This window comes from Bordetella genomosp. 7 (assembly GCF_002261415.1).
Lineage (GTDB): Bacteria > Pseudomonadota > Gammaproteobacteria > Burkholderiales > Burkholderiaceae_B > Bordetella_A.
This window is the reverse complement of the sequence record NZ_NEVI01000017.1, coordinates 493507-519222: the sequence shown is the minus strand read 5'-3', so window position 1 is coordinate 519222 and position 25716 is coordinate 493507. Positions and strand designations below refer to the sequence as shown.

The 25716-nt window shown below is 66.3% G+C and carries 25 protein-coding genes; 12 read left to right on the top strand and 13 right to left on the bottom strand.

Annotated features, from left to right (window positions below; translation table 11 throughout):
- Positions 1–7: 7 nt before the first annotated feature.
- From CAL18_RS14225 to CAL18_RS14210, 4 genes are all read left to right on the top strand, one after another.
- The gene (locus tag CAL18_RS14225) at positions 8–997 is read left to right on the top strand and encodes an ABC transporter ATP-binding protein (RefSeq protein WP_094797132.1); all 990 of its coding nucleotides are present in this window, start codon (positions 8–10) and stop codon (positions 995–997) included.
- A gap of 23 nt (positions 998–1020) precedes the next feature.
- Positions 1021–2472 (top strand): N-acyl-D-amino-acid deacylase family protein, encoded by a 1452-nt coding sequence (locus CAL18_RS14220; protein ID WP_026638703.1) that lies wholly within the window; start codon positions 1021–1023, stop codon positions 2470–2472.
- A 20-nt stretch (positions 2473–2492) separates the two neighbouring features.
- Entirely contained in the window at positions 2493–3413 is a 921-nt protein-coding gene (locus tag CAL18_RS14215) for an N-carbamoyl-D-amino-acid hydrolase (protein ID WP_094797130.1), read from the top strand.
- A gap of 67 nt (positions 3414–3480) precedes the next feature.
- Positions 3481–4080, top strand: coding sequence for a helix-turn-helix domain-containing protein (locus tag CAL18_RS14210; protein ID WP_026638701.1), 600 nt, complete (start codon positions 3481–3483; stop codon positions 4078–4080).
- Between the two features lies 1 nt (position 4081).
- On the opposite strand, the gene CAL18_RS14205 is transcribed toward CAL18_RS14210, so the two are convergent.
- The 13 genes from CAL18_RS14205 to CAL18_RS14145 form a co-directional block, all read right to left on the bottom strand.
- The gene (locus CAL18_RS14205; RefSeq protein ID WP_026638700.1) at positions 4082–4861 is read right to left on the bottom strand and encodes an alpha/beta fold hydrolase; all 780 of its coding nucleotides are present in this window, start codon (positions 4859–4861) and stop codon (positions 4082–4084) included.
- 82 nt (positions 4862–4943) lie between these two features.
- On the bottom strand, positions 4944–5387 hold the full coding sequence (locus tag CAL18_RS14200) for an SRPBCC family protein (protein WP_026638699.1): 444 nt from the start codon (positions 5385–5387) through the stop codon (positions 4944–4946).
- A gap of 157 nt (positions 5388–5544) precedes the next feature.
- Positions 5545–6357, bottom strand: a complete 813-nt coding sequence (locus CAL18_RS14195) for an ABC transporter permease (RefSeq protein ID WP_051423662.1) — start codon at positions 6355–6357, stop codon at positions 5545–5547.
- A complete protein-coding gene (locus CAL18_RS14190) occupies positions 6350–7108 on the bottom strand; it encodes an ABC transporter ATP-binding protein (protein ID WP_026638697.1) in 759 nt (252 codons plus the stop codon). Before CAL18_RS14190 ends, CAL18_RS14195 begins: the two co-directional genes overlap by 8 nt.
- Entirely contained in the window at positions 7105–8400 is a 1296-nt protein-coding gene (locus CAL18_RS14185) for an acyl-CoA thioester hydrolase/BAAT C-terminal domain-containing protein (RefSeq protein ID WP_094797128.1), read from the bottom strand. The genes CAL18_RS14190 and CAL18_RS14185 overlap by 4 nt, the downstream gene beginning before the upstream one ends.
- Positions 8397–9476, bottom strand: a complete 1080-nt coding sequence (locus CAL18_RS14180) for an ABC transporter substrate-binding protein (RefSeq protein WP_038852042.1) — start codon at positions 9474–9476, stop codon at positions 8397–8399. The genes CAL18_RS14185 and CAL18_RS14180 overlap by 4 nt, the downstream gene beginning before the upstream one ends.
- Positions 9477–9503: 27 nt before the next feature.
- A complete protein-coding gene (locus CAL18_RS14175; protein WP_038852040.1) occupies positions 9504–11012 on the bottom strand; it encodes a class I adenylate-forming enzyme family protein in 1509 nt (502 codons plus the stop codon).
- Positions 11013–11026: 14 nt separating this feature from the next.
- Positions 11027–11452 (bottom strand): PaaI family thioesterase, encoded by a 426-nt coding sequence (locus CAL18_RS14170; protein ID WP_026638693.1) that lies wholly within the window; start codon positions 11450–11452, stop codon positions 11027–11029.
- Positions 11453–11466: 14 nt separating this feature from the next.
- Positions 11467–12471, bottom strand: a complete 1005-nt coding sequence (locus tag CAL18_RS14165) for a zinc-binding dehydrogenase (protein ID WP_197022074.1) — start codon at positions 12469–12471, stop codon at positions 11467–11469.
- Between the two features lie 46 nt (positions 12472–12517).
- A complete protein-coding gene (locus CAL18_RS14160) occupies positions 12518–13513 on the bottom strand; it encodes an ABC transporter substrate-binding protein (protein WP_197022073.1) in 996 nt (331 codons plus the stop codon).
- 17 nt (positions 13514–13530) lie between these two features.
- Positions 13531–14346 carry an ABC transporter permease gene (locus CAL18_RS14155; RefSeq protein ID WP_026638690.1) on the bottom strand — a complete coding sequence of 272 codons (816 nt, stop codon included), beginning with the start codon at positions 14344–14346 and terminating at the stop codon, positions 13531–13533.
- Positions 14343–15092, bottom strand: coding sequence for an ABC transporter ATP-binding protein (locus CAL18_RS14150; RefSeq protein WP_026638689.1), 750 nt, complete (start codon positions 15090–15092; stop codon positions 14343–14345). The genes CAL18_RS14155 and CAL18_RS14150 overlap by 4 nt, the downstream gene beginning before the upstream one ends.
- Positions 15089–15826: a GntR family transcriptional regulator gene (locus tag CAL18_RS14145; RefSeq protein WP_026638688.1), complete on the bottom strand. Its 738-nt coding sequence runs from the start codon at positions 15824–15826 to the stop codon at positions 15089–15091. The genes CAL18_RS14150 and CAL18_RS14145 overlap by 4 nt, the downstream gene beginning before the upstream one ends.
- Positions 15827–16049: 223 nt before the next feature.
- Here CAL18_RS14145 and CAL18_RS14140 point away from each other — a divergent pair, with 223 nt between their 5' ends.
- The 8 genes from CAL18_RS14140 to CAL18_RS14105 all read left to right on the top strand — a co-directional run bounded on the left by CAL18_RS14140 (position 16050) and on the right by CAL18_RS14105 (position 25699).
- Positions 16050–17594 carry an argininosuccinate lyase gene (locus tag CAL18_RS14140; RefSeq protein WP_026638687.1) on the top strand — a complete coding sequence of 515 codons (1545 nt, stop codon included), beginning with the start codon at positions 16050–16052 and terminating at the stop codon, positions 17592–17594.
- Positions 17595–17707: 113 nt separating this feature from the next.
- A complete protein-coding gene (locus tag CAL18_RS14135) occupies positions 17708–18457 on the top strand; it encodes a FadR/GntR family transcriptional regulator (RefSeq protein ID WP_026638686.1) in 750 nt (249 codons plus the stop codon).
- 63 nt (positions 18458–18520) lie between these two features.
- The gene (gene kdgD, locus CAL18_RS14130) at positions 18521–19426 is read left to right on the top strand and encodes a 5-dehydro-4-deoxyglucarate dehydratase (RefSeq protein ID WP_026638685.1); all 906 of its coding nucleotides are present in this window, start codon (positions 18521–18523) and stop codon (positions 19424–19426) included.
- Between the two features lie 103 nt (positions 19427–19529).
- Positions 19530–21038 carry an ABC transporter substrate-binding protein gene (locus CAL18_RS14125; protein ID WP_094818095.1) on the top strand — a complete coding sequence of 503 codons (1509 nt, stop codon included), beginning with the start codon at positions 19530–19532 and terminating at the stop codon, positions 21036–21038.
- Positions 21039–21106: 68 nt separating this feature from the next.
- A complete protein-coding gene (locus CAL18_RS14120) occupies positions 21107–22021 on the top strand; it encodes an ABC transporter permease (RefSeq protein ID WP_094797123.1) in 915 nt (304 codons plus the stop codon).
- Between the two features lie 2 nt (positions 22022–22023).
- Positions 22024–22953, top strand: a complete 930-nt coding sequence (locus CAL18_RS14115; protein WP_038852039.1) for an ABC transporter permease — start codon at positions 22024–22026, stop codon at positions 22951–22953.
- On the top strand, positions 22950–24629 hold the full coding sequence (locus CAL18_RS14110) for an ABC transporter ATP-binding protein (RefSeq protein WP_094818094.1): 1680 nt from the start codon (positions 22950–22952) through the stop codon (positions 24627–24629). Before CAL18_RS14115 ends, CAL18_RS14110 begins: the two co-directional genes overlap by 4 nt.
- Complete coding sequence (locus CAL18_RS14105; RefSeq protein WP_094797121.1) at positions 24626–25699, top strand: Ldh family oxidoreductase; 1074 nt, start codon at positions 24626–24628, stop codon at positions 25697–25699. The genes CAL18_RS14110 and CAL18_RS14105 overlap by 4 nt, the downstream gene beginning before the upstream one ends.
- The last annotated feature ends 17 nt before the right edge of the window (positions 25700–25716 follow it).

Sequence of the window (25716 nt, the reverse complement as noted above, 5' to 3'; positions counted from 1 at the left end):
CAGCAAAATGGCTTACGAAGATATGCGCGCCGCGCCGGATGGCGATGTCCAGATGGAGGTCGTCGGGCTCAGCAAGCGCTTTACCGTCAGGAGCCGCGGCAAGAACGCGGTATTGAATGCCGTGAGCGACGTGTCGTTTACGGTGCGCAAAGGCGAGACCTTCAGCATTGTTGGCGAATCGGGCTGCGGAAAATCCACCCTGGGCCGCTGCATTGCCCGCCTGCTCGAACCATCCGGCGGCCAGGTGCTGTTCGAAGGCCGGGATATCGGCGGACTGGCGCACGGCGAACTGCGCCAGCTGCGCAGGAAGATCCAGTTTATTTTCCAGGATCCGTATTCATCGATGAACCCGCGCATGCGGGTGCGCGCTATCCTGGCCGAGCCCCTGCGCAACTTTTCCGTGCCCTCGGCGAGCATCGAGCAACGGCTGCAAGAGCTGCTGCGCCTGGTGAGCCTGAAGCCCGATTCGCTGGACAAGTACCCGCACCAGTTCTCCGGAGGGCAGCGGCAGCGGCTGGTGATCGCGCGGGCCCTGGCGCTGGAGCCCGAGTTTGTGGTGTGCGACGAGCCCGTCTCGGCGCTGGACGTGTCGGTGCAGGCCCAGGTGATCAACCTTCTGGTCGACCTGCAGAAGTCGCTGCGTCTGACCTATCTGTTTATTTCGCACGACCTGAGCGTGGTGCGGCACCTGAGCCACTCGGTGGCCGTGATGTACCTGGGGCGTGTGGTGGAAACCGGCACGCGCGACGAGATCTTCAACACGCCGCGGCACCCGTATACACGCGCCTTGATGGCGGCGGTGCCGCGCTTTTCGCAAGCCAGTCAGGGCCAGGCCAAGGCCATGCGGCTGTCGGGCGAGATTCCCAGCCCGCTGTCGCCGCCGTCGGGCTGCGCTTTTCGGACGCGCTGCCCCAACGCGCAGGCGGTTTGCGCCGAGACGCAGCCGGCAGCCCGGCGTTTCAGCGACAGCCACGTCGTGGCGTGTCATTTTGCCTAGTCAATTTTCCGCGGGAGCAGGGTATGACGCATCCTACCAATGAAACGTATGACCTCGTCCTGGCGGGCGGCCTGGTGGTCGACGGCACGAATTCCAAGCCTTTCGTCGCCGACATCGGCGTGCGAGGCGACCGGATCGCCGCCGTCGGCGACCTTAGCCGGGCCGTCGCCGCGCATCGGGCCGATGTGTCGGGAATGGCCGTATCGCCCGGATTCATCGATTCGCACACCCATGACGACAACCTGCTGCTGCGCAAGCCCGCCATGGAGCCCAAGATCTCGCAAGGGGTCACCACGGTCGTGACCGGCAACTGCGGCATCAGCCTGGCGCCGCTGCTGCACGACAGCCCGCCTGCGCCGCTGGACTTGCTGGACCTGGGCGGCAGTTATGCGTTCTCGACCTTCGCCGATTATCTGGGGGCGCTGCGTGACTCGCCGCCCGCGGTGAACTGCGCGTGCATGCTGGGCCATTCGACCCTGCGCGCCGCCATCATGCCGGACCTGCATCGCAATGCCATGCCGCAAGAGATCGACCGCATGCAGCGCCTGGCGCTCGAAGGCATGCAGGCGGGCGCGATCGGAATTTCCACGGGCACCTTCTACCCGCCGGCGGCGAATGCCACTACGGAAGAAATCATCGAAGTGTGCCGCCCGCTTTCTGCCCACAACGGCATCTACGCCACGCACATGCGCGACGAAGGCGACCATATCGTCGATGCCCTGAATGAGACGTTCCGCATCGGCAAGACGCTGGACGTACCCGTAGTGATATCGCATCACAAGTTGATGGGCAGACAGAACTTCGGGCGGTCCGCCGAGACGCTGGCCATTATTTCCGAGGCAATGAAGAACCAGGAAATCTCGCTGGACGCGTACCCGTACATCGCCGGCTCGACCATGCTGAAGAAAGACCGCGCGCTGCTGTCGGCACGGACCATCATTACGTGGTGCAAGCCGTTTCCGCAGTACACCGGCAAAGACCTGGACGACATCGCCAGGGAACGCGGCAAGGATCGCTGGGACGTGGTGGACGAGTTGATGCCGGCGGGCGCCATTTACTTCATGATGGACGAAGACGACGTGCAGCGCATCATGGCGTTTCCCGACACCATGATCGGTTCGGACGGGCTGCCGCACGATACGCATCCGCATCCGCGCCTGTGGGGGACATTCCCCCGGGTGCTGGGCCATTACAGCCGCGACCTGGGCTTGTTTCCCATCGAGACCGCCGTATGGAAGATGACGGGCCTGACCGCCAGCCGGTTCGGCCTGAAAGACCGCGGCGTGATCCAGCAGGATGCCTATGCCGACCTGGTGGTGTTCGACCCGGCCACCGTGGCCGACGCCGCGACGTTCGAGACGCCGATGGAGCGCTCGCGCGGCATCCACCATGTGTACGTCAACGGCGCCAAGGTGTGGGACGCCGATGGCCTTTTCACCGGCAACTTCCCAGGCCGCGTGCTGTCGCGCGGCTGACTGGCTCGAGGAACCTACAGATGAAGATGCATATCGCCGTGGCCCAGATGGGCCCCATCCAGCGCGCGGACACGCGCGCGCAGACGGTTGCGCGCCTGTGCGACCTGCTCAAGGACGCCGCCGGCCGCGGCGCCAGGTGGGTGACTTTCCCCGAGCTGGCGTTGACCACGTTTTTTCCGCGCTGGGAGATGGACGATCCGCAAGAGATACGCGGGTTCTTCGAAACCGAGATGCCGGGCAAGGAAACGCGGCCGCTGTTCGACCTGGCGCGCACGCTGGGTGTCGGGTTCTACCTGGGCTACGCCGAACTCGATGGCGATCGCCAGTTCAACACCAGCATTCTGGTGGACGGCAACGGCGCCATCATCGGCAAGTATCGCAAGATCCACATTCCGGGCGATGCGCAGTCGCAGGACGGCTATCCCATACAGCACCTGGAGAAGAAGTACTTCGAGGTGGGCGACCTGGGCTTTCCGGTATTCGACGCGGGCGACATGCGTATCGGCATGTGCATCTGCAACGATCGCCGCTGGCCCGAGACTTACCGGGTCATGGGCCTGCAGGCCGTGGACCTGGTCATGGTGGGTTACAACACGCCCACCGGATACGGGCGCCTGGGCGAGCCACGGCACCTGCCGGGCCATCACAACCATCTTTCGCTGCAGGCCTCTGCCTACCAGAACACCTGCTGGATCGCCGCCGCGGCCAAGGCCGGCGTAGAAGAAGGCATCCATATGATCGGCGGCTCGTGCATCGTGGCGCCCACCGGCGAAATCGCCGTCCAGGCGCTTTCCGAAGACGATGAAGTCATCAACTATGTATGCGATATGACGCTGGCCGACGGCTACCGGAGTAACATATTTTATTTCGAGCGGCATCGGCGGCCGGAGCACTATCGTGCCATCGTCGAAAGAGTCGGCGCCAGCCGGCAGCCGTTGTAAACCATACGGAGTGCGGATGGGGTCGGGCATGGGGGCGGGCACGCATAAAAGCTACTCAAAAGAGGCCATGGGCGCCCGGCTGCGATCCATCCGCAAAGAAAAAGGGTTTACGTTGAAGCAGCTGTCCCACTCGTCGGGGGTGGCGTTGTCTACCTTGTCGAAGGCGGAATTGGGACAGACGGCGCTGAGCTACGAAAAGTTCGTGGCCATCGCCCTGGCGCTCGATGTCGATATGTCGCTGTTGCTGCAGCCCGGGGGCGAGCAGGCCCCCAACCGGCTCAACGGCACCGTGATCAAGGCCAGCTCGCAGGAGCAGCGCGACTACCAGACGGCCACCTACCGGCATCAGTTCTTCTTCAGCGAAATTTCGGGCAAGGACATGACGCCCATCGTGGCGACAGTGTTCTCGCGCAGCCTGGATGAGTTTTCGGAGTACATCCGGCATCCAGGCCAGGAGTTCGCCTATGTGCTGTCGGGCGCCATCCGCCTGGTGTTCGAGAACGGCCAGGAAATCCGCCTCAAGCGCAATGAGGCCGCGTATTTCGACAGTTCGGTGGGCCACGTCTATCTGTCTACCAGCAAGGCCCCGGCGCGTGTGCTGGCCGTATGTACGGATGTGCCCGAGCGCGGCGTGGACGTGGCCCAGGCCGCGCGGCGCCGAGGCTGAACTACTTCAGCCAGCCCGCGATGTGCGCGATGACGGTGTCGGGCATTTCGCGGTGCGGGACGTGGCCGCAATCCTGCAGTATGACCGCCTGTGCGCCAGCCAGTGCCTGCATGCGCTGCGGGTGCGCGAGCGACCCGTATTCGTCATTGTCGCCATGCAACGCCAGCACGGGGCAACGCACTGCGCGCAGACAGTCATCGAGCCGCCAGTCGGCAAAGCCGGGCGACAGCCAGGTATCGGTCCAGGCGCTGAGTACCCATGGCGCTTTCTCGCCATGGTATTTCTTCAGGCGATCGACCTGGCCGGGCTGTGCGAAGTCGCTGCGCGCTTGCCGGATGCCGGCCAGCGTATGTTCTTCGGTGAACATCTGCGCCGATTCGGTGATGAGCGCGCGGCAGCGCGCCGCATGTTCCACGGCGCTTGCCAGGGCCATGCCGCCGCCGACGCTGTGGCCCAGGGCCACGAATTCCTCGAGCCGCAAGGCCTCGCGCACGGCGGCAAAACCGTGGCGCGCTTCCTGTTCGACGAAATCCATGTCGAGCGTGCCTGGGTTCGGGTCGGACTTGCCAAAGCCCAGGCGGTCGTAGGCCACCACGGGCCGCCCGGTGGCGTGCGCCAGCCGCCCGGGAAAGTCGCGCCACAGCTCCACGCAGCCCAGCGAATCGTGGAACAACACGATGGCCGGCGGTGGCGAGGCGGGCGTGGCGGGCTGCCAGCGGCGGACATAAAGCCGGCCGGGGCCGGCGTCGACGTGGTATTCCTCGGTGATGACGGTGGGCATGCGTTTTTCCAACTGCAACCTTGGCTGGTGATGGACGTAATGCCGATCATAACCAGCCGGGCGCGCATGCCGGGCCTCGGCCTTATTCGGCAATATCGGGCTCCACGAGTCTTGCCAGCTGCCGCAGCGATTCCTGCCACCCCAGGTAGCACATTTCGGTGGGGATTTCCTCGGGGATGCCTTCCTGCGTGATGCTCAGTTCAGTGCCGCAGGAAACGGCCCGGAGCGACACGGTGACGTGCATCGTGCCCGGCAGGCCTTCGTCGAATTTGTCGGTGTAGCGGATTGTCTCGTGGGGCACGAGTTCCAGATATTCGCCACCGAACGAATGGCCTTGCCCGGTGCCGAAATTGCGAAACGACATCTTGTGGCCGCCGCCTACCCGGGCGTCCAGGTGATGGACCTGACAGGTATAGCCATAGGGCGGCAACCATTTGGCCAGGGCGTCTGCTTCAAGGAAAGCACGGTAGACGCGCTCCGGGGCGGCGCGCAGGATACGGTGGAGTTGTACGGTTCCGGCAGGCATGACAGGCACCTTCTGAAAGAGTGGATGTACCGACACGACGTGCAGGCGGCGCCGCTTTCGACATTATTCTGTCAGGGATAACCCGTATATATACCGGCCTCGGGCGCAGAGCGTTTCGAGGGCGCCGGCGCGCCCGCGGGGGCGCGGCACGCGCGTGTCAGGCGCGGTCGCGGGCCCGAGCTTCGCCTTCCCAGAACACCACGCGCCGGTGCAGGCGGCGCATCAGCAGCGAGCCGCAGAGCCCCAGCGCCGCCAGCAGGAATACGCCGGCGAACATCGTGGACAGGCTCATGCTGACCGACGCCGAGGCGATCATGTAACCCAGGCCCTGCTGGGCAGACAGGAACTCTCCCACCACCGCGCCGATGAGCGCGAGCGATACGCCGATCTGCAGGCCCGAGAAAATGTCGCCGGCGGCGGCGGGAATCTTCACGTGCAGCAGCAGGTAAAGCCGGCTGGCCGAGTAGGCGCGGCAGGCATCCAGCAATTCGAGGTCGGTGCGCTTGATCCCGTTGATTGTGTTGACGAACAGCGGGAAAAAGCACACCAGCGCCACGAGGACGACCTTCGAGCTCATGCCGAATCCGAACCACACGAGGATGATGGGGCCCAGCGCCACCTTGGGCATGGCCTGCAACCCCAGGAAGATGGGGTAGCAGAAGCGTTCGAAGGTGCGCGACTCGGCAAGCAGCGCGCCGAACACGATGGCCAGGCCGCAGCCCACCGCGTAGCCGTACAGCGCTTCGGCCAGCGTGGCGCCGATATGCGGCCACAGTGCGCCGCTGGCGAAACCCTGCGCCAGCGCGTCGAACACGGCGCCCGGGGTGGGAAGCAGATAGTCGGGAATGGCAAACAGGCGTATGGCCATGTCCCAGGCCAGTACCAGAACGGTCAGGCTGATCAGGGGATAGGCGGCAGCGGGCAGGCGCGGCCGGCGCCCCCGGGCAGGACGGGTGATGGGATCAGACATGCAGGAAATGCTGCCGCAGGTGCTGGCAGGCCTCGTTGAAATCGGCTTGGCCGAGAGTGTCGGGTGTGCGCGGGCGCGCCAGTCCGGGACGGAAATCTTCGACGATGCGCCCGGGGCGCGGCGACAGCACGATGATGCGGTCGGCAAGGAACACGGCTTCGGGAATGCTGTGCGTGATAAACAGCACCGATTTGCGCGACTGGCTCCAGATGCGCTGCAGTTCCAGCGTGAGCAATTCGCGGGTCAGGGCGTCCAGGGCTGCAAAGGGTTCATCCATCAACAGCACGTCGGGGTCGGACAGCAACATGCGGGCGATGCCCACGCGCTGCTGCATGCCGCCCGACAGTTCGTACGGATAGTTGTCGGCGAACCCGTCCAGGCCGACCAGCTTCAGCAGCTCGCGCATGCGCGCCGCCGCGGGCGCGGCCGGCAGGCCCAGGGTGCGCGCGGGCAGCAGCACGTTCTGCGCCACGGTTTTCCAGGGCAGCAGGTTGGGCTTCTGAAACACCACTCCGGTGCGCCGGCTGGGGCCGGTGACGGGCTGGCCTCCCAGCTTGACTTCGCCCGCGCTGGGGCCGAGCAGGCCCGAGGCGAGCTTTACCAGCGTCGACTTGCCGCAGCCCGACGGCCCCAGCACGGCGACGAACTCGCCCGCCCGTACGTCCAGGTCGATGGGGCCCAGCGCGTCGATATCGCCCCGGCGGGTGGGGTAGACCAGCTGCACGCCGTCCAGGTGCAGGTCCAGGCTCATGCAGATGCCTCGCGAAGAAAGCGCAGTACTGCCGTCCAGGCGCTGCGGTTGGCGTGCGCGTTGGCCCGGGCGGTGCCTCCGCCGCTGAGCACCAGCCCCGCCACGGGATGCGGCTTGGCGATCAGCGTGGCCGGGTGGTGCGGCACCCCGATGGCGTGGCCTGCGCCTTCGCAGCGCACGTGTTCCACGGCCCATTGATGGCCGTGCGCGTGCAGCGTGGCGGCGATCTGTTGCGAGTACTCGGCCGATGGCCAGAACCCGTCGTCGGTGCCCGACACCAGCATGACCGGGCCTGCAATCTGCTCGACCGGAACGCGAGCGGCCGCGACACTGGGTGCGTGCGTCATGGCGGTGCGGAAGGCGGGTTCCTGGCGCACCGGGGCGCCGTCAGGAGGCGCCTGCAGGAAGGCGGTCCAGTCAGCGTTGGGGTTGTCCTGCCAGACGTTGCGCAGTGGTTCGCCCTGCCAGGTCCATACCGGGGCGTCGGGCGCCTGGCCCGGCCGGCCGGCGCGCAAACTGCCGTGCACGACCGAACTCGGCACGTAGGCGATCACCGCGCTCACCAGGCGGGGAAAGCGCGAGCCCAGCAGCAGCGACAATTCGCCGCCGCGCGATTGGCCCGTGACCGCGACAAAGCCGCGCCGCGGCGCATGGGTGCGGTGCAGCCATTGCAACGCCTGCTCGAAATATTCGAGCGGGGTCTCGGAGATATAGTCGGGACGGCCGGGCGCCTTGAAATAGCCCAGCGCCAGCGCCAGGTAGCCGTGCGCGGCGTAGAGCGCCGCGCGCTGGCGCGGGATGCCGCCGCCCGAGCCATTCATGACGACGATGGCAGGATGAGGCCCGGGTGTGGCGGGCGTGAACAGCGTGCCGGAGATCTCGCCGCGCAGCTCGCTGCGCGAGACGCCTGCGCTTTCGTAGCGTTGTACAAAGCTGGCCTCCAGGCGTTGCGGGCCTGCGACGACCTCGACCACGATCTGCAGTGCGGCCGTTTCTTCACTGAGTTCGGCAGCGGTGGGCGCGGCTTCGCGGCGCATGGCCCAGACCACGGCCATGGCGTCGGCCACGTCCCAGTCGCCGCGCAGCGGGGCGCGGGCATCCAGGTCCAGCACGCCGTCGGCCCCGACCTCGAAATCGGCAGTGCTGCGCCAGCGGCTGCCATCGGGATGCTGCAGCGTGGCGGTGACATGCGCGGTGCCCGCGGGCAGGCCGCTGGCCACGATGCGCCGCGGCATGTCGATCAGGGCATCGGCGGGCGTGATCTGCAAACTGGCGGAGCCGGCCTGGATCATTGCTGCTCCTTGGCCTGTGCGCGCACGGCCTGGGCATCGAAGTCGTTGATCTGTGCGATCAGGTCATTCGAGAAGATGGCCTCGACCGGAACCTCTGCAGACGGATACTCGCCGGCGGCGTGCATGGCCTCGATACCGGCGCGGATGGCGGCGATGTCGTACTGGCCCGGCACGCGCGCCGTGCCGTCGGGCTTGTGCAGTACGCGCGCGAGGCGGCGCGCCAGCAGCGTGCTGTTCTTTTCCAGTTCGGCGGCCTCGTTCTGGGCCGGGCGGGTTTCGGGGTGCGCGCGCCAATAGGCCTGGACGCAGAAGCGCGGGTTGGCCTCGCAGGCGATCTGCCCCTTGGTGTAGGCCCGGGCGAAACGAACCAGCAGGTCGGGCTGGTCGCGGTACGTGTCCTGGTGCGCGATGAAGCCGTTGCCGGCCGTTTCGCTGAAGACTGCGGGATAGCCGATGCGGCGGATCTTGGTGCCCGACATTTCCAGCATGTCGTGCCAGCTGCTGTTGAAATTCAGTGCATCGACCTGGCCCGTGCGCAGCGCCTGGAAGCCCGCCGCCAGGGCGCCGACCGCCACGTATTCCACGTTCTGGCCCGGCTGCAGGCCGGCGGTGCGCAGCGCGGCGCGGCCGCCCGGAATGGTGCCCCAGGTCAGCGCGCCGACGCCGACAGTCTTGCCTTCGAGGTCGGCCAGCGACTGGATGGGGCCGTCGGCCAGCACCGCGAACTCCATGGTGTTGGTGGGCACGCCGTTGTAGAAATAGCGCAGCGGCAACGGGTTCTTGCTGTTGAAGTAGCTGGAGATCACCGGTTCCGACGTGGGGTAGCCCAGCGTGACCCGCTTGTTGGCCACCTGCGGCAACAGGGCGCCCGCGCCCTGGAATACGATGGTCCGGACGTTGAGGTCTTCCTGCTTGAAGAAGCCCAGCGCCTCGGCTGCCGCATAGGGCGCGGCGTCGTGCACGGCGGGTGGGATGGCCAGTGCCACGGTGACATCGTCAGCGCCATGCGCGCCGCCGGCAGCCAGGCCCAGCGCCGCGCAGCAGGCGGCGCGCAATAGATGGCGGATGTTTTTCATGCGATTTTCCTGTGATTGCCGCGGGCGTCAGGCCGCGCGGCGGATATAGTCGGCAGCCATGCGCGCCAGCGCCGATCGGTCGATTTTGTTGGTGCTGGCCAGCGGAAACGCAGGGACGAACCACACGTGCCGCGGATGCTGGTAAGCCGGGGCATGGGCCAGGGCAAACTGCTTGATCGCGGCTTCGTCGGCGGCGGCGCCGGCCCGCAGCACGATGAAGGCGACCGGCTTGGTGCCCTTGATATCGTCGTCTATGGGCACCACGCAGGCCTGCTGCACTGCCGGGTGCCGTTCGAGCATGCGCTCGACTTCGGCGGGATAGATGTTCTCGCCGCCGGACACGAACATGTCGTCGCGCCGGCCCATGAAGGTATAGAACCCGTCGGCGTCACGATGAAAGACGTCGCCGGTACGGTAATACCCGTCGTCCGTGAATGGCGTGCCGAGGTCGGGCCGCTGGTGATAGCCCAGCATCAGGCCGGGGCTCTTCAGTTCGAGCACACCGGTGTTGTCGCCGTCTTCGGGGCCCTGGCTCAGCCGCACCCGCACTGCGGGATGCGGATAGCCTACCGATGCGGGCGGAGTGGGCAGGCCGTCCGGATGCGGCCCGAACACGACGGGGCCGCCCTCGGTTGTGCCGTAGGCGTTGATGATGCGCGCATTGGGCAGCATCTCGCGGATCTGCTGCCACAGGCTCGCGCTGACGGGCGCCGAGCCCATGCGTATGGCCCGCACCGACGACAGGTCGGTGGCAGCCAGGAGTTCATGTTCGCGCAGCATCATCGCGATCATCGGCGGCACGGCGGTCAGCCAGGTGACGCGATAGCGTTCAATGGCGCGTATGTAGGCCTGTGCCTGGAACTGCGGCAACAGCACCGCGCTGGCCCCGCAGGCGAGCACGAGCAGAGACAGCGCCAGCGCGTTCATGTGATAGAGCGGCGCCGCGATCAATGTGCGCTCGTCATCGAGCGGCGTGGCGGACTGGCGCATGCGCACAGTCCAGTATTGCCCCGCGTGCGCCAGGCGCACGCCTTTGGGGCGGCCGGTCGATCCGGACGTATACAGCATCAGCGCCAGATCGTCCGCTGCCGGGGCGACAGGCGCCACGCCGTCGTCGGGCTGACCGGTCCAGCTGGCGCCATCGATCGGCAACGCCTCGATATCTGCGGGAATGCCGCCCGCTCGCGCGGCGTCGTGTAGCACCAGCCGGGATCCGCTGTCGCGCAGGATATAGGCGATGGTCTCGGGCGGAAACTTGAAATTCACCGGCACGGGCACCAGGCCGGCGCGCTGGATGCCCAGCAACGCCGCCAGGTAGTGCGCCGAGTTCGCCGCGACGATGGCAATGCGGTCGCCCGGCGCGTAGCCGCGCGCGCGCATCGCCGTGGCCACGCGGCAGGCCGCCGCTCGCAACTGCGCGTAGGTCCAGGTCCGGGCGGATTCGCCGGCGTCGAGGTCGACCAGCGCTATCCGATCCGGCGCCGCCAGTGCGGTAGCGTCGAGCACGGTGCCGAGGTTGTCTGCGGACGTGGCCATGATTGCTCCGGTGATCAGGCGCGCGGCGTGGAATAGACGCCGCGGCCGCTGGCCACCAGCTTGCCTTCACCGTCGTACACGTGGGCTTCCGCCGTGGATACCTGCGAGCCGAACTTGATGACTTTTCCGCGCACGCGCAGGTCGCCCGGCATGGCCGCCCGGTGGTAGTCGACGCGCAGGTCGATGGTGGGCACGCCGCGTCCGGTCTGCGAAACCAGCGCCCAGTCGGCCGCCAGGTCCACCAGCGCGGCCAGGATGCCGCCGTGCGTGTAGCGCTTGTCGGGGTTGACCACCCATTCTTCGCGCCAGCGGGCGGTCAGTTCGATTTCGCCGGTGCCCACCGAGTTCACTTCCAGGCCCAGCCATTGGTGGTAGGGCCCGCGCAGCAGCCGCTCCTGGATAGCTTCGGGGGTGGGCAGGGCAGTGTTGTTGTCGCTCATGATTGGTATCCGGTTCAGGGGTTGACGATGACTTTGCCCAGCACTTCGCGGTCGCGGATCAGCGCCAGGCCGTCGGCGGCCTGCTCCAGCGGCACGCGGCGATCGATCAGCGGCTTGATGCGGTTCTGGGCGATCAGGTCGAGCAGGGCCTTGAGGTTGTCGTCGTAGAAGCTGTTGGAGCCCTTGATGTTGAGCTCGAAGCTCCACACGTAGCGCAGGTCTTCGGCGGGAGCGTGGCCGGCGGTGGCGCCGCACACCAGCAGGGTGCCGCCGCGCTTGATGCACTTGAGCGAGGGCACCCAGGTATCGCCGCCCGTGAAGTTGATGACCACGTCCACCCCGCCTTCATAGTTGCGGCGCTGGGGCTTGCCGTACTGGCCGATGGCCCACTTCGAGAAGTCGGTTTCGCGATAGTTGACGAGATGGTCCGCGCCCAGCGCCTGCAGGGCCTGGAGCTTGGAATCGCTGCCGGCGCACGCGATGACCTCGGCGCCGAGCAGTTTGGCCAGCACCACGCAGGCCGTGCCCACGCCGCCGCTGGCACCCAGGATCAGGACCTTGTCGCCGGCCTTCACGGTGTTGTGCGTGACCAGCATGCGGTGGGCCGTGCCGTAGGCGACGGGCAATGCGGCGGCGTCGTCGTAGTCCACGCCGTCGGGCAGGGCGATCAACTGGTCCTGGGACACCAGGCAGTACTCGGCCATGCCCCCGTCGAGCATTTCGCCCATCAGGCCGCGCGATTTGTTCAGCGGATTGACCAGTACGCGGTCGCCCGCTTTCCAGCCGTCCACTTCGGGGCCCACTTCGGCGATCTCGCCGGCCATGTCCAGCCCGATGACTACAGGCAGCGGCACCTTGATGCCGGGCATGCCCTGTACCGTGAAGACGTCGTGGTAGTTGAACGACGAGGCCTTGACGCGGATCACCACGTGGCCGGGAGTGACGGCGGGCACCGGTTTGTCGGTGACAACGGCGAGGCGGTCCAGGCCGCCATGCTCGGTCAGCACCAGGGCTTTCATGGTCTTGCTCATCTTCGATGTTCCTTTGGATGGATAGGGTTCAGGTTCAATGCAGGGATTTGGACTGTTCGTAGGGGCCGGTCACGAACAGCGAGGCGTCCAGCTCGCCTTTGATCAGGCCGCTGGAAGCAAAGACTTCGTGCTGGCGTTTCAGAGTGGCGATGTCGGCGGGCTCGAAGGCCACGCGATACATGTTGGTCCACTGTTCGGCGTAGGCGCGCGCGTCGGCGGCCGGCAGGTTGGCGGATTTCTGCAGGATGGCGGCCACTTCACCGGGATGCGCGCCGCCCCATTGCACCGCGTCCCGCAGCGCCGCGATCACGCGGGCGACCACTTCGGGTTGCTCGGCGATGAAGTCGCTGCGCACGGCGCCAATGCCGATGTAGGGCACGGAGTCCGATTGAGTCAGCCGCTGCCATTCCTGGGCGAACGACCCCAGCCTGCGCACCTTCAGCTCGTCCAGTTGAGCAAGAGTGACCGAACGCAGGGCCGCCGCGTCGACCTGGCGCTGCGCCAGGAACTGCACCAGGCGCGATTCGTTGCCGCCCACCAGCGAAAAATCATTGAGGCCGATGCCATGGTTGCCGGCCAGGATGGCACCGGCGATTGCCGCCACAGAACTGCCCGCGGGCGACATGCCGACTTTCTTGCCGCGGAACTGGTCGATGGTCTTGATATCGGAATCTTCGGGAACGACGAACTGCACGTCGGCGGGCTGTGTGGCGGCGTATACCTTGATGGGCACCCCTTCGGCCACGCTGCTGAACACCCCAGCGGCAGGCGCGCCGAACGCCAGGTCGATGGAGTTCGAAGCCAGGGCCCGCAGCGGCGCGTTGACGTCGGGGAAACGTACGAACTCGATATCGAGATTGCGCTGCCGGAAGAAGTCGGTGGCTTCCAGCACCGAGCCGTAGCCCAGGCTGACGCCGCTGCTCCAGTAGCCGATGCGCACCTTGTCGGCGGCGTGGGCGGCCGGCGCGGCGGCGGTAATGGCAAGCGCGGCCAGGCCGGTGGCGGCCCGCATTAATGTACGCAGGAACATATGTGACTCCGTGAAGATCAGTTGGGTTTCCAGCGGAACAAATGTCGTTCCAGGGGTTTGAGGATGCCGCCTTCCAGCACGAGCATCAGCACCACCAGCAGCAGCGTCCAAGCGAACACCTGGTCGGTCTGGACCAGGTCGGCGGCCTGGCGCAGGCGGTATCCGATGCCGTCCGAGGCGCCAAGCGTTTCGGCCACCAGGCTGACTCGCCAGCCAAAGCCGAAGGCCAGGCGGGCGCCCGAGAAGAAATAGGGCAGTATCGACGGCAGGTGGATGCGCAGCAGGATGCGCGCGCGCGACAGCCGCAGTGAACGAGCCAGGTCGATGAGCTGCTTGTCGACATTGCGCGCGCCCTGCCAGACATTGGTCAGGATCAGCGGCATGGCCGTCATGAACACCACGAAGATGGTGGTGGCGTCCGAGATGCCGAACCAGATAATGGCGAATATCGCCCATATCGCCGAAGACACCGTGTTCAGCACGGCAAGCACGGGCTCGAAAACTTCGGCCAGCACGCGGCTCGCGCCCAGCGCCAGCCCCAGCGGCGTGCCGACCGCCGCCGCCAGCACAAAGCCCATCACCACGCGGTACATGGTCATGCCGACGTCGTGCCCGAAGCGCTCTGCGCTCATCAGGCCCAGCAGCGCCTGCCAGACTTTGTCGGGGCCGGGCAGGATGAACGCCGGCGTGCGGCTGGCCGCGGCGTACCAGCATGCCAGGAAAACCGCCAGGAGCAGCGCGCGCCACAGCAGCAGGCGAGGCCAGCCCTTCAGTCGAGGCGTGCGGCCGGGGCGCGCCACCGGCGCAGGCAAGGTCGTGGGGCGGCCGCTCATGTCTGTACCTTGAGGCGAAGTTGTCGCACGGTTTCCGCCACGCCCGGGTCAGTGGCATGGCGCGGACGCGGCAGCGCCGGCGCCATCACCTCGCGGATGCGGCCGGGCCGCGGCGCCAGCAACACGATGCGGTCGGCCAGCACCACGGCTTCTTCCACGTCGTGCGTCACGAACAGGATGGTGGTGTGCTGGGCCGCCTGGATACGCAGCAGTTCATCGTGCATTTGCGTGCGAGTCTGCGGATCGAGCTTGGAGAACGGTTCGTCCATCAGCAGAAGGTCGGGCCGCATCACCAGCGTGCGGGCCAGCGCCGCCCGGCTGCGCATGCCCCCGGACAGCTCGTGCGGCCAGGCCTGCGCAAAGCCGTCCAGGCCGACCAGCGCCAGGGTATCCAGCGCGCGCTGGCGACGCTGCCGCAGCGGCAGCCGCGATGCTTCCAGGCCAAACGCCACGTTGTCGCGCACGTTCAGCCACGGCAGCAGCCGGTCTTCCTGGAACATGTAGCCCAGCGACGCCGACGGCGGCAGCCCTATGCCGCCTTGCTGCAGGGATTCGAGCCCGGCCACCAGGTTCAGCAGCGTGCTCTTGCCGCATCCCGATGCGCCCAGCAGGGCAACGATTTCGCCCGGCCTGATGGAAAAAGACACATCGCGCAGCACTTCCAGGCTGCCGAAGTGATGAGAGACGTGATCTACCCGCAGGGCGGCCGTCGCCGCGCCGGGCGCGATGGTGAGGCCGGCCGTCATCGCCAGCTCCCGGGGTTCTGGACCGGAATGGCCGCGCCCGTCTCGGCCAGGCTGGCATACAGCTTGTCCAGCGTCATGGCCTGGAAGGTCTCGATATGGCGACGCGCAATGGTTTCGACGCGACGGGCATCGCCTTCGGCAAAGGCGTCGATCATGGCGTTGTGGTCGTGCTTGATTTCCGGCTTGGTCTTCTGCACGCCGAAGCCCAGCGCCACCAGGCGCGACATCTCGTCCAGCAGGCCGGCCAGCATGCGATGCAGCCGCTCGTTGCCGCAGGCCTTGGCGATTTCCAGGTGAAAGGCCTTGTTGGCGTCCATGAAAACGTCGATCTGGTCGTTCAGGTGCAGAACCGGATGGGGGACGCGGCAGGCGGCCTCCAGCGTGCGCAACGTATCGAGATCTACGCGCCCCACGGCCAGGCGCGCGGCCAGCGGCTCGATCTGCGCACGCAGCTGGAACACTTCTTCTACGTCGCGCAGCGTAATGGGGGTGATCTGATAGCCCTTGCGCGGCCGCGAACGCACAAAGCCCTCGTGCGCCAGGCGGGTGAGCGCGATGCGGCAGCTGGATTTGCGGATGTCGTAGGCCGCCATGAGCTCGGGCTCGGTGACGATCACTCCCGGCGGCAGGCGGCATGCGATGACATCGCTGCGCAGCCGCCGGTAGGCGTCGTCGCCATGGCTGAGCGTGACGCAGGCAGCGGCGTTCGCGGGAGAGTTGTCGGTGTCGTTCATTGGCTTGGTCTGCGGGCGGCCCGGTTTCGAGCAGTGTGAGCAGCCCAGAGAAGGCGGCAGTTCTGTCTACAAACCATTCTAGGCAGCGTGATCCGCGTCGCTAACGAAAACTTTGTGCTATGCATATGCTTGCTGTGAGCAGCTCACTGGGCAGCTCACAGGCGATTCTGTCTGCCGGCGGCTGCGCCGCTACACTGTTTATCCGACCTATAACGAGACTGCCATGAGACACACTTTGACTACCTTGGGTCTGGCGCTGGCCCTGTCGTTCACCGGAGCCGCCGCACACGCGCAATCGTCGCAAACCGCAGACGCGCCGCCCGCCAGCCAGGCGCCTCGCGATGCGTTTTTCTGGTTGGGCGAGATCAACAAGGCCACTGTGGTCATCAACAGCGATGAAGGCCTGCTCGACCCGGCCCTGGCGCCCCGCCTGGCCGCCGGCGTCGCGCAGGTCATCGCCGACGGCAACCAGCCCGGCGGCAAGCGGCCATCAACGGTCATTACCTTCGAACCGCTGTTGATCAAAGCCGCCGGCCCCGATATCACGCTGCTGCACGCGGGCCGGTCCAGCCAGGACATGCACGCCACCTATCGCAGCGCCATTCTGCGCGACAAGCTGCTGGCGCTTGCCGACCAGCTCAACCGCACATCCACCACGCTGGTGAACCTGGCGGAAAAGCACGCCGAGACGGTGGTGCCCAACTACACCAACGGCGTGGCCGCGCAGCCCAACAGCTATGGCCACTATCTGCTGGGGCACGCGGCCGCGCTGGACCGAGACGCGCAGCGCATCCGCGAGGCCTATGCCCGCGTGGACCGCTCGCCCATGGGTACTACGGTGCTCAACGGCACCAGCTGGCCGTTGAACCGCGAGCGCATGGCCGAATACCTGGGGTTCGCCGCACTGGTGGACAACGCCTACGATGCGTCGCAGATTTCATCGATGGACCAGCCGGTGGAAGCCGCGTCCATCGTCACCGGCATTGCCCTGCATGCCGGCAACTTTATCGAGGACGTGATGACGCAGTATGCGCAGTCGCGGCCGTGGATCTTGCTGCAAGAGGGTGGCGGCAATACTTACGTGTCCAGCGCCATGCCGCAGAAGCGCAACCCGGGGCTGCTGAACAACACGCGCAGTGCCGCGTCCACCGCGCTGACGCTGGCCATGGGGCCGGTGCTGCAGACGCACAACATTACGCCAGGCATGGCCGACCCCAAGAGCGTGCGACAGAACTCGGCCATGATGGACAGCGCCATACAGGTGCTGCAGCAGTGGGACCGCGTGCTCAACGCCCTGGTGGTCAGCCCCGAGCGTGCGCTGGAAGAACTCAACAGCGACTGGACGGCTTCGCAGGAACTGGCGGACGTGCTGATGCGCAAGTACAAGCTGCCGTTCAGGGTGGGGCACCATTTTGCTTCCGAGGTGGTGTCGTATGCCAAGGCCAACAACATCAAGCCGCTGGATTTTCCCTATGACGTGGCGCAGCGCATCTATGCCGAGGCGGTGCACGACAGCGGCTACCCTGCCGAGCTGCCCATGAGCCAGGCCGAGTTCCGCGCCACGCTGGATCCGGTGGCGCTGGTGAAAAACCGCGCCACCCTGGGCGGCCCCCAGCCGGCCGAGATGCAACGCATGATCAAGCTGGCCCGCGAGCGCGTGGCGGCAAGCGATGCGTGGGTAAAAGAGCGGCGCGCCCACATCGACAATGCGCTGGCCGAACTGGACCAGCAGTTCAACGAACTGGCGGCGCGCGGGCAGGCCAGATAGCGGGTGCGGCGCGCTGCGCCGGGCGCCGACGGGTGCGGCGCCGCAGCGCCTTATTCGTATGATGGTGGCGCCGCAGTAGTATGATCGCCTGCATGTCGCCGCAGGAGAATCGCATGGCAGCCGCCGCCCCCGCATCCACCCCCCGGAAAACGCTTTCTTCCCGGGTGGCCGACGAATTACGCGCCCGCATCGAAGGGGGCATGTACGCGCCGGGCGACAAGCTGCCCACCGAACAGGTGCTGGTAGAGAAATTCGGATGCAGCCGTACGGTGATCCGCGAAGCGGTGGCCACGCTCAGGGCCGACGGGATGCTGGAATCGCGCCAGGGCGCGGGCGTATTCGTGCTGGGGCCCCGGCAGTCGGGCGAGACGCTCATGCTGTTCTCGCACGCCACCGACAAGATATCGGACATCATCGAGGAGCTGGAACTGCGCATCGGCATCGAAGTCGAGGCCGCGGGCCTGGCGGCCGCGCGCAGCTCGCCCGCCCAGGAGGCGGCCATCCAGGCCGAGCTGGACCATTTTGCGCAGCTGATGGCAGAGGGCAAGTCCACCGATGATGCCGATTTCCGTTTCCACATGGCGATTGCCGCGGCCACCAACAATACGCGCTTCAAGACTTTCCTGGAACATATCGGCCGCCGCATGATTCCGCGCGTGAAGTTCCGGTCGGTGATGGGCGGGGTGGACCCGCTGCCCAACCGCGACCACACCATCCTGGCCGAGCATGCCGCCATCGCCGAGGCCATCTTCGAAAGCGATGTCGATCGCGCCCGCGACGCCATGCGCCGGCATCTGCTGATAGGCATCCAGCGCTACCGGGCGTTGACGCGCCGCCCCGCCCAAACACCGGACAGCGATTGACAGCCCGCGAAAAGTCATCATATGATTCGTCCGAAATACATATGATGACTTTTCGAGGCAAGCATGTCCCCCCAAGAAATCAAGGCTCGTATCGCGTCCGGTTTGCTGTCTTTTCCGGTGACGCACTTCAATGATGACTTCAGCCTGAACCTGCCCAGCTACCAGAAACACGTGGCGTGGCTGTCGGGCTTTGACGCGGCCGCGCTGTTCGCGGCGGGCGGCACCGGCGAGATGTTCTCGCTTACGCCACAGGAAATCGGCGACCTGACCCGCGCCGCGAAAGAGGCGGCCGGCAATATGCCGATTATTGCGGGCTGCGGCTACGGCACCGAGCTGGCCAAGGATATCGCCCGCCGCGCCGAACAGGCCGGCGCGGATGGCCTGTTGCTGTTGCCGCACTACCTGATGGACGTTCCGCAGGAAGGCATCTTCCAGCACGTAAAAGCGGTGTGCGATTCCACGGGGTTGGGCGTCATCGTCTACAACCGCTCCAATTCTGTGGCAAACGCGGACACCATTGCGCGGCTGGCCGACGCCTGCCCCAACCTGATCGGCTTCAAGGACGGCACCGGCCAGACGGCCCTGGTGCGCCACATCACCGCGCGCCTGGGCGAGCGGCTGAGCTATATCGGCGGCATGCCGACTCACGAACTGTATGCGCAGGGCTTCAACGGCCTGGGCCTGAGCACGTATTCGTCGGCCGTCTTCAACTTCGTGCCGGAACTGGCGCTGCGTTTCTATCGCGCCCTGAACGCCGGCGACGAGGCGACCATGGCGCAGATCCTGGACAGCTTCTTTTTCCCGTTCGCCGAAATCCGCGACCGCCAGAAGGGTTACGCCGTTTCCATCATCAAGGCCGGTGTGCAGCTGGTGGGCCATACCCCCGGCCCCGTGCGCGCGCCGCTGACCAACCTGACGCCGCAAGAAATAGACATGCTGAAGGCGCTGATCGACCGCGCCGGCGGCTGAAGCGGGTCTGCGCCAGGCGAGGGGCGGGCCGCAGGCCCGGCCCTCGCGCCGGCCGGGCCATCACAGCGCAAGACTGTGGCACACAACCCCCAAGGAGGAAGACATGAACCGAGCAGGCATCGCTACACTTGCCTCGGCGGCCATCCTGGCCGCGCTGGCTGGCCCGGCCGCGGCACAGGGCAACCGCGAGGTGCGCATCGTTTTGCCGGAACAACCGGCCAACCTGGAACCCTGCGGCAGCATCATGACCAACGTGGGCCAGGTGCTGAACCAGAACATCACCGAATCCCTTACCGTCATCGATGCAAAGACGGGCAAGGCGATGCCCAGGCTGGCCGAGAGCTGGGAACAGATCGATCCGCATACCTGGCGCTTCAAGGTGCGCCAGGGCGTGAAGTTTCATGACGGCGCCGACCTCGACGCGCAGGCGGTGGTGTATTCCATCGAGCGTATGACGGGCGGCAAGCTCACTTGCAACAACATGGCCAAGTTCGGCAATGCCAAGCTGCAAGTCAAGGCATTGGATAAGCATACCGTCGAGATCAAGTCCGACCAGCCATCGCCCATTCTTCCCACGCTGCTGAGCGTGGTGATGGTCGTGTCGCCCAATACGCCTGTCGACAAGGCGGTGAACGATCCCGTTGGCACTGGGCCCTTCAAATTGGTGACCTTCAATCCGCAGACGGTGGTGGTGGAGGCTTTCGACGGCTATTGGGGCAAGAAGCCGGCGGTAACCAAGGCCACCTACGTGTGGCGGCAGGAGTCATCGATACGCGCGGCCATGGTGGAAACCGGCGAGGCCGACCTGACGCCTTCCATCGCGATCCAGGACGCGACGAATCCGGACTCGGATTTCGCGTACCTGAATTCCGAAACGACCGCCATCCGCATCGACCTGACTCAGCCGCCGCTGGACGACGTGCGCATCCGCAAGGCGCTGAACCTGGCGATCGACTGGGAAGGCCTGGCCCAGTTGTTCGGCGATGACATACAGCGCGCTTCGCAAATGGTGGTGCCCGGCATCATCGGCCACAATGACAAGCTGGCGGCCTGGAAGTACGACGCCGACCAGGCGCGCGAGCTCGTCGAGCAAGCCAAGGCCGACGGCACGAAGGTCGATACCGAAATCAAGCTGATCGGCCGCAACGGCATCTATCCCAATGGCGCCGAGGCGATGGAGGCCATGATGGCGATGTGGCAGGCCGTGGGGCTGAACGTCAAGCTGGTGATGCTGGACGTGGCCGACTGGACACGCTATTTGCAGAAGCCGTTTCCGGCGGAGCGCGGCGCCAACCTGGTGCAGATGATGCACGACAACAACAAGGGCGATGCGGCCTTCACCATACCCATCTTCTATCGGTCGAGCGGGCAGTATTCCGCGCTGAGCGATCCCGCGCTGGACCAGCAGATAGACGCGGCCATGGCGGCCACCGGGCAGGCGCGCGAAGACGGCTTCAAGGCGATCTTCCGCGAGATGCGCACGGAAGTCGTGCCCGACATTCCCATGTTCCACATGCTCGGCTATACCCGCGTAGGCAATCGCCTGGATTGGAAGCCCGACATCACCACCAACAGCGAGATCCCGCTGGCCAATATCCAGTTCAGGCAGTAGTTCGCTGTGCCGGCGCGCTGCCGCGGCGGCGCGCCGATCCGCCTTACCCGCAAGCCAAGGACCCGACCATGCTGCATTACCTGGGACGACGGGCGTCCTATAGCATTGTTTCGCTGCTGGGGCTGCTTACCCTGGTGTTTTTCCTGACGCGCCTGACCGGCGACCCGTCGGCGCTGTACCTGCCGCTGGACTCCACCGCCGAAGCGCGCGCGGCATTCGCACGGCTCAACGGACTGGACCAGCCGCTGTATGTGCAGTTCGGACACTATCTGGCCGATTTGCTGCGGCTCGACTTCGGCGAATCGATGCGCCAGCATCGCTCGGCCATGCAGGTGGCGCTGGAGGCCTTTCCGCAGACGCTGAAACTGGCCGCCGTGGCCATGCTGCTGTCGGTGACGCTGGCCATTGTGGTGGGCGCGCTGGCGGCCGCGCGTCCCCGCGGCGTGTTCGACCGGGTGGCCAGCGTCGTCTCGCTGGCAGGCGCCAGCGCGCCCGACTTCTGGGTGGCCATTGTCGCCATCCTGGTGTTTGCGGTGGGGCTGGGCATACTGCCCACGTCGGGCACGGGCGGCTGGGAATTCTGGGTGATGCCGATTTTCGTGCTGATGCTGCGCCCGTTCGGGCTGCTGGTACAGGTGGTGCGCGGCACCATGCTGGCGTCGCTGGCTTCGCCCTACATCAAGACGGCGCGCGCCAAGGGGCTGGCGCCGCGATCGATCGTGTTCGGCCATGCCCTGCGCAACTCGCTGCTGCCCGTCATCACCGTGGCGGGTGACCTGGCCACCGGGCTGGTCAATGGTGCGGTCATTGTGGAGTCGGTGTTCGGCTGGCCCGGCATCGGCAAGCTGATGATCGACTCGATCATCCAGCGCGATTTCGCCGTGGTGCAGTCCACCATTCTGGTAACAGCCACCGCCATCTTCATCCTGAACATCTTGATCGACCTGCTGTATGCGGTGCTCGATCCCCGAGTCCGGTACTGAGCATGCCTGCCATTTCGTCTGCCGTTTCTGTTGCTTCCGAAAGCGCCGGGGCGCGCGCCCGGATATTGCTGAACTACCTGCGGCGCGACAGGCTGGCGCTGGCTGCCGCCGTGTTTCTTGTGCTGCTGGCCGCGGCCGCCGTGCTGGGGCCCTGGCTGATGGGCGATGCCGCCACCCGGCTGGGGCTGCGCCAACGCAACCTGGCGCCCTTCGACCTGGACGCCGGATGGCTGTATCTGCTGGGCGCCGACACGCTGGGGCGCCCCATACTTGCACGACTGGTCGTGGGGGCGAGCAATACGCTGGCCATCGCGGCGGCCGCCGTTCTTATATCGATGCTGGCAGGGGGCCTGCTGGGGCTGGTGGCCGGGTACTCCGAAAGCTGGTACAGCCACGTCATCCAGCGCGGCGCCGACATCATCATGAGCTTTCCGTCGCTGCTGCTGGCGCTGATCGTTCTGTACACGCTGGGACCCAGCGTAACCAATCTGGTGATCGTGCTGGCCATTACACGCATGCCCGTGTACTTGCGCACCGCGCGCGCCGAAGTGCTGGAGCTGCGCGAGCGCATGTTCGTCAGCGCGGCGCGGTCGATGGGCGCGAGTTCGGCGCGCATTCTGCTGCGCCATATCGCGCCGCTGGTCGTGCCCACACTGATGACGATATCGGCCATTGATTTCGCCACCGTCATCCTGGCGGAATCGGCGCTGAGCTTCCTGGGCCTGGGCATACAGCCGCCGGACTTCACCTGGGGCGCGATGGTGGCCAATGGCCGCGGGTACCTGGGCAGCGCCTGGTGGATTGCGTTCTGGCCGGGCCTGGCCATCATGCTGACCACGCTGGCGCTGAACATTCTGTCGAGCTGGGCCCGCGTCGCGGCCGACCCGCAGCAGCGTTGGCGGCTGCAGAAACTGAAGAGGGCGAGCCGATGAACAACGTTGAGCGCGAACACCCCATCCTGTGCATTGACGGCCTGACGGTGGATTTCCTGTCCGACGACGACCCGGTGCGCGCGGTGGACGATGTGTCGTTTCATGTGCGTGCCGGAGAGACGCTGGTTATTCTTGGGGAAAGCGGTTCCGGCAAGAGCGTCAGCACCAGCACCGTGATGGGACTGGTGGACTGTCCGCCGGGCGACATCGTGACGGGCAGCATCCTGTTCCAGGGGCAGGATCTGGCGCGCCTGTCCGCCGAGGCGCGCCGGCAGATCAATGGCCGCCGCATTGCAATGATCTTCCAGGACCCGCTGGCCTACCTGAATCCGGTATATACCGTGGGCCGGCAGATTGCCGAGGTGTTCCAGTGCCACGGCGTCGCGCACGGCGGGCAGGCGCGCGCCAGGGCGATTGAATTGCTCGGGCGGGTGGGCATACGGGAGCCGGAACTGAGAGTGGACTTTTATCCGCACCAGTTCTCGGGCGGACAGCGTCAGCGCGTGATGATCGCCATGGCGATTGCGCTTTCGCCGCAGGTGCTGATCGCCGACGAGCCGACCACGGCGCTGGATGTCAGCGTGCAGGCGCAGATCCTGGACTTGCTGCGCGACCTGCAACACGAGCAGGGCATGGCCCTGATACTGATTACGCACGACCTGGAAGTCGCGGCGTCGATGGCCGACCGGGTGATCGTCATGAAGGGCGGCAAGGTGGTCGAGGCAGGCGACGCGCGCCAGGTATTCACGCATCCGCAGCACGACTATACGCGTACGCTTACGTCGGCGCTGCCCCACGGCGCGCCGGACGGCGCGGGCCGGCGCCGCCTGCATAGCCTGGCGCAGGAGCCGGTGTTGCGGGTGGAGCACCTGGTGAAGGACTACCCGCTGCCCACGGGCATGTTTGGCGCCAGGCGTTCGCTGCGGGCCGTGGACGATGTCAGCTTCCATGTGTGCCGCGGCGAAACGGTGGGCATCGTCGGCGAGTCGGGGTCCGGAAAATCGAGCGTGGCGCGCATGCTGTTGCGCCTGTTCGACGCGACCTCGGGCGCCGCTTATTTCAATGGCGTGGATATTTTCCGCATGGATGCCCGCCAGATGAAGCAGTTTCGCCGCAAGGTGCAGATGGTGTTCCAGGACCCGTTCGGGTCGATGAACCCGCGCATGGCGGTGCAGGACATCATCGCGGAACCCTGGGCGATACACGGCGACATTCTGCCCAGGCAGCGCTGGCGCGACCGCGTGGTCGAACTGCTGGAACTAGTGGGGTTGCGGCCCGAGCATGCGCTTCGGTATCCGCACCAGTTTTCCGGAGGGCAGCGGCAACGCATCGCGATCGCGCGGGCCCTGGCCAGCGAACCCGACCTGGTGGTGTGCGACGAAGCGGTCTCGGCGCTGGACGTATCGATCCAGGCGCAGATTATCGAGCTGCTTGCCGGCCTGCAAACGCGCCTGGGGTTGTCGTACGTGTTCATTACCCATGATCTGCCGGTGGTGCGCCACTTTGCCGATCGCATCATCGTGATGCAGCAGGGCCGCATCGTCGAGCAGGGGCCCACGTCAGGCATCTTCAACCAGCCGCGCCACGCATACACGCAGAGCCTGCTGGCGGCCACGCCGCAGCCCAAGTGGTTGCGCGCAGCGTCCGCAGAAACTTGCGGCGAGTGCGTGGCATGACCTCTTTCCGAGCCGCCATGCCCGACGCACGCCATGCTTATTCTGAGCTGATCGATTTTGCCCGCGGGTGCCTGCTGGCGCTGGACGTGGACAGCGAGATCGCCGCCGTGGTGGCGCGCCGCGTCGTGGACGCGGACTTGTACGGCCACAGCACGCACGGCCTGGCGCTGCTGCCGCGCTATCTGCAAGAGATCTCGCAGGGTGCGACCGCGCGCCGCGGACAGATCCGGCAATTGTCGGAGAAGGGCGGCTGCCTGCTGTGGGATGCCGGCATGCTGCCCGGCCACTGGGTGATGGACCAGGCCATCCGCGCGGCCCTGCGGCGCGCGCCTCAGCAAGGCATTGTCAGTGTCGCCGTGCGCCACAGCCAGCATATTGGCGCCCTGCAGGTGTACCTGCCCGACCTGACCGAAGCGGGCTATATGGGCGTGTTGTGGGCCACCGATACCAAGGTGCGTTCGGTGGCGCCGTTCGGCGGGCTTGATCCGGTGGTCACCAGCGAGCCGATCGCGGCGGGCATCCCCACGCGCGGCACGCCTATCCTGATCGACACCACCACGTCGCTCACCAGCAATAGCCAGGTAAAGCAAGTGCAGGCCAGGGGCGAGCGCCTGCCGTGGCCCGTCCTGCTGGATGCGCACGGCTGCGCCACGGATGATCCTGGCGCGCTGGCCGGCGACGCGCCGGGCAGCATCCTGCCCCTGGGCGGCGTCACCCATGGCTACAAGGGCTATGCGCTGGCGATGCTGGTGGGCGCCATGTCGCTGGGCCTGCCGGGCCTGGGCCGCCTGTCGGGCGAGAAAGCCCAGGGTTTTCTGCTGCAAGTGATCGACCCGGATGCGTTCGCAGGCAAAGAGGCCTTCCTGGACGAAATGCAGGCGCTGGCCGATGCCACGCGAGCGTCGCGCCCCATCGATCCGTCGCGTCCGGTGCGCGCGCCCGGCGATGCGGCGTGGGCGCGCGCGGCGCGCCAGCGGCGCGAGGGGGTGCTCATCGGCCCGGACATCAAGGCAGGGCTGGCGGGCTGGGCGCGGCAGCTGGGCATGGCGTTTCCGCCCCCGCTGCCGTGATCGCGCCGCAGCACAGG

Coding starts and splice junctions, on each gene's coding strand:
- CAL18_RS14220 (WP_026638703.1), top strand. CDS start 1,021: ATGACGCATCCTACCAATGAAACGTATGACCTCGTCCTGGCGGGCGGC.
- CAL18_RS14185 (WP_094797128.1), bottom strand. CDS start 8,400: ATGATCCAGGCCGGCTCCGCCAGTTTGCAGATCACGCCCGCCGATGCC.
- CAL18_RS14135 (WP_026638686.1), top strand. CDS start 17,708: ATGGCAGCCGCCGCCCCCGCATCCACCCCCCGGAAAACGCTTTCTTCC.
- CAL18_RS14120 (WP_094797123.1), top strand. CDS start 21,107: ATGCTGCATTACCTGGGACGACGGGCGTCCTATAGCATTGTTTCGCTG.
- CAL18_RS14180 (WP_038852042.1), bottom strand. CDS start 9,476: ATGAAAAACATCCGCCATCTATTGCGCGCCGCCTGCTGCGCGGCGCTG.
- CAL18_RS14110 (WP_094818094.1), top strand. CDS start 22,950: ATGAACAACGTTGAGCGCGAACACCCCATCCTGTGCATTGACGGCCTG.
- CAL18_RS14225 (WP_094797132.1), top strand. CDS start 8: ATGGCTTACGAAGATATGCGCGCCGCGCCGGATGGCGATGTCCAGATG.
- CAL18_RS14155 (WP_026638690.1), bottom strand. CDS start 14,346: ATGAGCGGCCGCCCCACGACCTTGCCTGCGCCGGTGGCGCGCCCCGGC.
- CAL18_RS14195 (WP_051423662.1), bottom strand. CDS start 6,357: ATGTCTGATCCCATCACCCGTCCTGCCCGGGGGCGCCGGCCGCGCCTG.
- kdgD (WP_026638685.1), top strand. CDS start 18,521: ATGTCCCCCCAAGAAATCAAGGCTCGTATCGCGTCCGGTTTGCTGTCT.
- CAL18_RS14210 (WP_026638701.1), top strand. CDS start 3,481: ATGGGCGCCCGGCTGCGATCCATCCGCAAAGAAAAAGGGTTTACGTTG.
- CAL18_RS14160 (WP_197022073.1), bottom strand. CDS start 13,513: ATGTTCCTGCGTACATTAATGCGGGCCGCCACCGGCCTGGCCGCGCTT.
- CAL18_RS14115 (WP_038852039.1), top strand. CDS start 22,024: ATGCCTGCCATTTCGTCTGCCGTTTCTGTTGCTTCCGAAAGCGCCGGG.
- CAL18_RS14205 (WP_026638700.1), bottom strand. CDS start 4,861: ATGCCCACCGTCATCACCGAGGAATACCACGTCGACGCCGGCCCCGGC.
- CAL18_RS14170 (WP_026638693.1), bottom strand. CDS start 11,452: ATGAGCGACAACAACACTGCCCTGCCCACCCCCGAAGCTATCCAGGAG.
- CAL18_RS14200 (WP_026638699.1), bottom strand. CDS start 5,387: ATGCCTGCCGGAACCGTACAACTCCACCGTATCCTGCGCGCCGCCCCG.
- CAL18_RS14125 (WP_094818095.1), top strand. CDS start 19,530: ATGAACCGAGCAGGCATCGCTACACTTGCCTCGGCGGCCATCCTGGCC.
- CAL18_RS14105 (WP_094797121.1), top strand. CDS start 24,626: ATGACCTCTTTCCGAGCCGCCATGCCCGACGCACGCCATGCTTATTCT.
- CAL18_RS14215 (WP_094797130.1), top strand. CDS start 2,493: ATGAAGATGCATATCGCCGTGGCCCAGATGGGCCCCATCCAGCGCGCG.
- CAL18_RS14140 (WP_026638687.1), top strand. CDS start 16,050: ATGAGACACACTTTGACTACCTTGGGTCTGGCGCTGGCCCTGTCGTTC.
- CAL18_RS14175 (WP_038852040.1), bottom strand. CDS start 11,012: ATGGCCACGTCCGCAGACAACCTCGGCACCGTGCTCGACGCTACCGCA.
- CAL18_RS14165 (WP_197022074.1), bottom strand. CDS start 12,471: ATGAAAGCCCTGGTGCTGACCGAGCATGGCGGCCTGGACCGCCTCGCC.
- CAL18_RS14150 (WP_026638689.1), bottom strand. CDS start 15,092: ATGACGGCCGGCCTCACCATCGCGCCCGGCGCGGCGACGGCCGCCCTG.
- CAL18_RS14145 (WP_026638688.1), bottom strand. CDS start 15,826: ATGAACGACACCGACAACTCTCCCGCGAACGCCGCTGCCTGCGTCACG.
- CAL18_RS14190 (WP_026638697.1), bottom strand. CDS start 7,108: ATGAGCCTGGACCTGCACCTGGACGGCGTGCAGCTGGTCTACCCCACC.